The organism is Salinivirga sp. (assembly GCF_055145285.1).
In genome coordinates this window covers 1-6,411 of record NZ_JBSRDC010000069.1, presented here as the reverse complement: position 1 = coordinate 6,411, position 6,411 = coordinate 1, and the positions used below count along the sequence as shown (strand labels likewise).

Here is a 6,411-nt window from a genome sequence, read left to right as displayed (position 1 = left end):
CGAGCCTGAACCATCATCAACAGGGTGGACAATGAAATTTTCCTCGAATGTTTTAAGCGCCCTGAAAATGGTTGAACGCTCCACTTTTTCAAATCGTTGCTCCAAATCCGCCAGGCTCAGCGCTTTCCCGGTTTCGGCAAGTGTTTTATAAACCAGGGTTCGCATGGCTGTTGGTTTGACGTTTTTCGATTCAAGTTTTTTGTCGATTTCCTTGTTTTCCATATCGTCAAATATTTATGAGAGAAATATTATTCAGAACTTTCATACCCCAAATTTACATAAAAATGTTTAATAACCTTACGGGATTTATCTTTACAACTTCAATTGCTGTACTACCCACATCTTTAATTACTTGACTCCTTCAAATACTTCAAAATAATTGGAATTGTTCTGAATTGTAAATTTGAAAATACATGAATTCATTTTTGGATTAAATCCCCCAAAATGATTGTCATTTTGATTGTGTTGGGTATTCATGTGATTGGTCCAGGCGTTCCATTGGTCAGTTCCCGCCCAGTTGCTGTTGCCCCAACCTTGATTCATATTTCCCCAGCAATTGCCATCGTTCATCCAGGCGTTATTTGTCCAACCGGATTGGCGGTTTGTGCAAAAATCATAATTATTGCGATTATGTCCATATTCAGCAAAAAAATCTTGTCCGGTATAACACACCATAATGCTGTCATAGTTTTGGTATAGTTGCATTGTAAAGGTTGAATCAAAATTGTAGGACAAACAATGCATACTAACTAAGCTATCGTTTATTAGCGTTACATTTAATGTCGCCGGACTGGACTGATTAGTAGCTGTACTCTTAAGAGTACCTGTATATGTGCCGATTACGCTGGAAGCTAAAGTATTATCCAAGGGTGTTTCTTCTTCCTTGTTACATGAATAAAAAAGGAATCCAACTACTGCTACCATTAAAAAAATAACTTTTGTATTTTTCATGCCAGTAAATAATTTATTTCGTTTCATTTTTCTATCCTCCTATTTTATTCCAATATAAATCCTGCATTTTTAACTTTTGCCTCCAATTCGCTATACGCAATTTGTTTTGGATTGTATTCAATAAGTACCTGGTTCGATTTACGATATAACTTAAAATCTTCAACACCTTTAATTCCGTTTAACAAAGTCGTCAATTTCTCGTTATCACCTTCTTTATGCTCAACAAAACAGATTACGGTTTTTCTTTCATCAATTTTAATTGTAGTGATTTTATTATTATCATTAAGTTCAGCTTCTATATAGAGGGCAAAAGGTAAATCTGTCAATTTTGTTTCCTCCCCGTTGTATTTAACAGTCATGTTTTTGTCTATCTGAACCGGCATGCAAGCCTGTGTTCCTAAAACACATATTACAATTCCGTCGTCACCTAATTTTTCACCACCGACTGTTCCAATAATTTTTTCTGTTTCCTGCGCATAGATGTTCGCAATTGATACACCAAAAATCAAGACTGTTGCTTTGATTACATTTAATATCTTGTTCATTTTACTTTTTTTATAAATTTTAAGTTATTGTATGCGAAATTTTAGTTTGATTTCGCTTTTCTGAAAGCGGGCAAGTTGCCTTGCCTGCCTTCAAAAAAAGCATCTAAATCTGTTACAATCCTTTGCTATTCAGAAAGGAATTGATTTTATATGAACCACTTGACTGGTTGTATGCATGTAAGGCTGAATTTGAACTAAACAACAATTCCATTTCAGAATAAAGTGGGTCGTCAGCGGGAATAACATCCTTAAGGTTGCTAAATGTCAGGCTTTTAATTTCCCCACTTCCGTCTTTGCTGAAATAGTATTTTGTTCTTTTTTTTGTGCCTGTAAATGGAGAATGAGATACTACTTCTTCTCTGGTGTAAATCCATAAACCACTTTTATCTGCCAAAGTTAAGCGGTCATTATTAAAAAAACGGAAAAATTCTCCATTGCAAAGTTGATAACCAAATATTTCGTCCTTATTCAAATCAGTTTTTTCACCATTTTTAATTACTGTTACGTAATCTTTTTTGAAAAAATTGTTTGGTTTTATTTTTCCGTCTTTTGTTGCACAGTTAATTGAAACTTCCATTTTGCCATTTGTGTAATCTTCATAGGTTTTGTAAACCCCACATTTTTGTGCGCTTACAGTTAGCCCCATTACAGCAAAAAATGCTGCTATTATTATTTTAAAATTATATGTTTTCATATTGATAATATTTAATTGAAACCTAAATTGTTATTTTAATATTTTGCTTTTGGGAGGAATTAAATACTATCTCAGCACAAAAACACCTGTAGTTGTGCCCTGTTTAAAGCAAACTTAGGTGTTGAAAATGTATTTAAATGGTTATGAATTTTTTGTCGGTTTATATTTAAGATGAAATTCTCATTACCACATGTTAAAAATGGGCAGTTAATGATTGGCTTTACTTTATTGCTAATTTTTTTTGAGGCATTAAAAAAGGTATCGACTATTTTAAATGAAATAACCTTTGTATGGCAACCGGAACAAGGAGTATCACAACATTTTTCAGAGGTTTTATCAAAATAAATTGAAAGTAGTTTGCTGTTACAAAAGTTCTCCTGTATGGTCACCCCTGTGATAGTTAAGGTGAAAAACACGGCAAATGTAATATGAATCATTTTTTTTAACATGCGAAAATTCATTATATTAAAATTTCATTTCTCCGATTCATTCTATGTAAATAATGCTTAGCGTCACCTGCTTCTCCAAAAGCAACTTTGCCATTTGCCAGGTTTATTCTGGCTACCGTACAACTTTGACATTCAACCGGGCTTTCGGCAATACAGGGTTTATTATCATATAAATTGTAATTTTTCCGGTATGATTGCGGGGTTATATTTGGCATAAAAACATTTGCCGCTACCTGAATGGCTTTTTCCCTGCCTAATTTATCTATTGATTGCAGCGCCGTTGATGCGGCAATATTTATGTCTTTCATCATAATCCTTATTATTGCCAACACTTTTAAAGTTAGCTCAAATCGGGCATTTAAAGGCATTAGTGTACTACGTTGTTCAAAGAGTGGTGTTTCTTTGTGCTCGATATAGGGGCCAATACCACACATATCGATATCCAAAGCTTTCATAAACAGAATATCACCTGCAATATGGCTTAAGGTTTGCCCGGGTAGCCCAACCATAACCCCGGTACCAACCTGGTAACCTATATTTTTTAATACCCGGAGAGATTCTATTCGTTTTTGAAAACTATGTAAAGAATTATTTGGATGAATCTGTTTATACAGCTCTTTATTCGAGGTTTCAATCCTGAGAAGATATCGGTTTGCGCCACTTTCGAACCATCTTGAATAGGTTGATTCATTTTGTTCTCCACAAGACAAGGTAATTCCAAAGTTGTTACCTGTAATCTTACGGATTTGTTTGAGCAATCTATCTACACGGTTTTCAAACTCCCTGGATTTAACTTCGCCCGACTGCAATACAATGGAACCATAATGCTCATCAAAAGCGAATTTAGCTGCCTGGATTATTTCCCGGTCTGATAAAGAATATCTTTGAACGTTCTTATTGCTTTTTCTTATCCCACAATAAAAACAGTCTTTGGCACACAAATTCGAAAATTCTATCAAACCTCTTAAATATACTTTATCTCCTATTTGATATGATTTTACTTCTTTCGCCTTTTGATATAATAATTTTGCTTCGGATTGACTTGTATATAATAGTTCAATTATATCATCTTTAGAGAAATCATTGTTTTGTAATATGTTTTTTATGGAAGTGTTCATCTTTAATAGCTTGATATCAATTGAAAGTATACTTATTTGTTTAATTTTCAGTTAATTTCTCATCACTCTCATGGCATTGAAAACAGCAATCAAAGCAACGCCCATATCGCCGAAAACGGCTTCCCACATGCTGGCAATCCCAAAAATTCCCAGTACAATAAAGGCTGCTTTAACCCCCAAAGCAAAAATGATATTTTGCCACACAATATTTCTGGTTTTTCTGGCAACATCCATTGCAACGGCGACTTTCGAAGGCGAATCGGTCATCAATACCACATCGGCGGTTTCAATTGCCGCATCGGAACCGAGTGCGCCCATAGCAATTCCCACATCGGCACGGGCAAGTACAGGGGCATCATTTATGCCATCGCCCACAAAAGCAACTTTGCTGTTCTTGTTCAGCATTTTTTCAATATGTTCAACTTTGTTTTCAGGAAGCAATTCGGCATAATATTCTTTAATACCCAGCCTCCGTGCAAAAATACCCGCGGCATACTTGCTGTCGCCCGTGAGCATTACCGTTTTTGTACCTTTTTTGTTTAAACGTCCGATGGCTTCAATGGAATCCTCTTTCAAACTATCTGATATAACAATGTAGCCAGCATACTTCCTGTCAACCACAACATGCACAACCGTTCCTTCAATTTCACATTTGTCATGCACTATATTTTCTTTATGAAGAAGCTTGTCATTTCCAACAAAAATTTCTTTGTTATCTATGTACGCTTTAACCCCATGCCCGGATATCTCTTCCACTTTCCCGATTCTCGAATTGTCAATATCCAACTTATGTGATTCGAGTATAGATTTTGCAATCGGGTGATTGGAATTATATTCGGCATACGCCGCGTATTCTGATATTTCTTCCTTTGAAAAGCCATTCGAGGTAACTATTTCTGTTACCTTGAACTCTCCTTTTGTAAGTGTGCCTGTTTTATCAAACACCACAGTTTTAACCTGGGTAAGTGCATCTAAAAAGTTGGAACCCTTCACTAAAATGCCCTTGCGGGAAGCCCCGCCTATTCCTCCGAAGTAGCCAAGCGGAATGCTGATTACCAGTGCGCAGGGACAGGAAATAACCAGAACTACCAATGCCCGGTAAATCCAATCGCTAAAAGTTGCGCCGCTTAGTAAAAGCGGAGGTACAACGGCAATCAAAAGGGCTCCAAAAACCACTACGGGCGTATAATATTTGGCAAACGTGGTGATGAATTTTTCGGTCTCAGCTTTTTTGGATGTGGCATTTTCAACCATCTCAAGAATTTTTGAAATAGAAGAATCCTCAAAAAGCCTGGAGACTTTAACCGTAATTAAACCGGATTGATTTATCATGCCCGCTAATACTTCATCGTTTGGATTTATTTTACGCGGTACACTTTCCCCTGTAAGCGCTGAGGTATCCACAAAGGAATTCCCGTCAATTACCAGTCCATCCAACGGAACTTTTTCACCAGCCCTAACTATTATTTCGTCTCCAAGATTCACATCTTCCGGTGAAACTTTTATTATATCCCCGCCATCTTTCAGATTGGCATAATCGGGTTTAATTTCAAGAAGCGATTTTATTGACCCGCGGGAACGGTTTACAGCGATATCCTGGAACAGTTCGCCAACTACGTAAAATAACATAACAGCAATTGCTTCGGGCATTTCATGTATTGCGAAGGCGCCCAGGGTTGCAACCGACATTAAAAATTGCTCGTTAAAAACCTGTCCCCGGTTGATGTTTTTAACAGCCGATGCAAGAACATTCCAGCCCACGATAAGGTAGCCCGTCACGAATACCGCATATTCGGCAAGATGAAAAGGCGTATTGTGAAGCTCCTGTTCAAAAATCAGGCCTGCCACTAAGAGCAGGATACCTGAAATTGCTTTAATAATTGTCCATTTGTTTTCAGCAAGTTCACTTGACGAAACAATTGTTTTTTCATTCTTATTATCTTCAATTTCAACTTCGGGTTCTATCTCTTTTATTTTGCTTTTTACTTTTTCCAGGTCATCAGTATCTATTGTCATTGAAGCAGTGGCAAAATTAACGCTCACAAATTTTACTACTTCCAGTTTGCTGACGCCTTCTTCAACCTTTGCTGCACAGGAAGCGCAGTCAAGATTCTTCAATTTATATTTTTTCATACCATTGATTTTACAAGTTTTGCAAGAAGAACGATAAGTTGTAAAACAGCAGGTCACTATTCATTTCATAGCAACCTGCCCTTCATCCGGCGATTATTCTTCGCCGTTTTTCAATCCCGTTTTCACCCGGTACACTTTTTCAACATCAGAAACATAGATAAACCCATCGCCCGGATTTAGTGTACAGCCATACTCGCAGATTATTTTCACAATAGCATCAACTTTTTCTTTTTTTGCAACAAGTTCAAGCTTTGCTATTTCACTATCGGTTATTGAGAACTTTTGCGATACAAAAGCTTCTTCATCCTGAAATTTCCCTGTTCCTTCAGCCATTGAAATGGTCATGTTCTCAAACCCTGCATCTTTTAAATGGTGAACAATGTCGTTCACTTTGTTGGGCCTTATAAATGCTTTTATTTCTTTCATATCTAATCTTTTTTAAAAGTTTATTAATCGTCATCACCTGCTTCGTCTTTTTTCAAATCAGACAAAAGGTAGTAAGCTGCGTTCATTACAATCTG

6 protein-coding genes and 1 pseudogene are annotated in these 6,411 nt (G+C 36.6%); all 7 read right to left on the bottom strand.

Going from position 1 to position 6,411, the window contains the following annotated elements:
• Positions 1-222 (bottom strand): annotated as a pseudogene (locus ACTB0Y_RS14650) (hypothetical protein); the annotation flags it as partial.
• A gap of 126 nt (positions 223-348) precedes the next feature.
• Positions 349-978 carry a hypothetical protein gene (locus tag ACTB0Y_RS14645; protein WP_214043132.1) on the bottom strand — a complete coding sequence of 210 codons (630 nt, stop codon included), beginning with the start codon at positions 976-978 and terminating at the stop codon, positions 349-351.
• A 17-nt stretch (positions 979-995) separates the two neighbouring features.
• Positions 996-1,496: a hypothetical protein gene (locus tag ACTB0Y_RS14640; protein WP_214043133.1), complete on the bottom strand. Its 501-nt coding sequence runs from the start codon at positions 1,494-1,496 to the stop codon at positions 996-998.
• A gap of 112 nt (positions 1,497-1,608) precedes the next feature.
• A complete protein-coding gene (locus ACTB0Y_RS14635; protein ID WP_157624440.1) occupies positions 1,609-2,190 on the bottom strand; it encodes a hypothetical protein in 582 nt (193 codons plus the stop codon).
• A 460-nt stretch (positions 2,191-2,650) separates the two neighbouring features.
• The gene (hydE, locus tag ACTB0Y_RS14630; RefSeq protein ID WP_463207576.1) at positions 2,651-3,757 is read right to left on the bottom strand and encodes a [FeFe] hydrogenase H-cluster radical SAM maturase HydE; all 1,107 of its coding nucleotides are present in this window, start codon (positions 3,755-3,757) and stop codon (positions 2,651-2,653) included.
• 51 nt (positions 3,758-3,808) lie between these two features.
• On the bottom strand, positions 3,809-5,890 hold the full coding sequence (locus tag ACTB0Y_RS14625; protein ID WP_463207575.1) for a heavy metal translocating P-type ATPase: 2,082 nt from the start codon (positions 5,888-5,890) through the stop codon (positions 3,809-3,811).
• A gap of 93 nt (positions 5,891-5,983) precedes the next feature.
• Complete coding sequence (locus ACTB0Y_RS14620) at positions 5,984-6,316, bottom strand: P-II family nitrogen regulator (protein WP_158868921.1); 333 nt, start codon at positions 6,314-6,316, stop codon at positions 5,984-5,986.
• Positions 6,317-6,411 lie beyond the last annotated feature (95 nt).

What these genes read in the sequence shown, in the direction of transcription:
- ACTB0Y_RS14620 (WP_158868921.1), bottom strand. Translation starts at nt 6,316, where the DNA reads ATGAAAGAAATAAAAGCATTTATAAGGCCCAACAAAGTGAACGACATT.
- ACTB0Y_RS14625 (WP_463207575.1), bottom strand. Translation starts at nt 5,890, where the DNA reads ATGAAAAAATATAAATTGAAGAATCTTGACTGCGCTTCCTGTGCAGCA.
- hydE (WP_463207576.1), bottom strand. Translation starts at nt 3,757, where the DNA reads ATGAACACTTCCATAAAAAACATATTACAAAACAATGATTTCTCTAAA.
- ACTB0Y_RS14635 (WP_157624440.1), bottom strand. Translation starts at nt 2,190, where the DNA reads ATGAAAACATATAATTTTAAAATAATAATAGCAGCATTTTTTGCTGTA.
- ACTB0Y_RS14640 (WP_214043133.1), bottom strand. Translation starts at nt 1,496, where the DNA reads ATGAACAAGATATTAAATGTAATCAAAGCAACAGTCTTGATTTTTGGT.
- ACTB0Y_RS14645 (WP_214043132.1), bottom strand. Translation starts at nt 978, where the DNA reads ATGAAACGAAATAAATTATTTACTGGCATGAAAAATACAAAAGTTATT.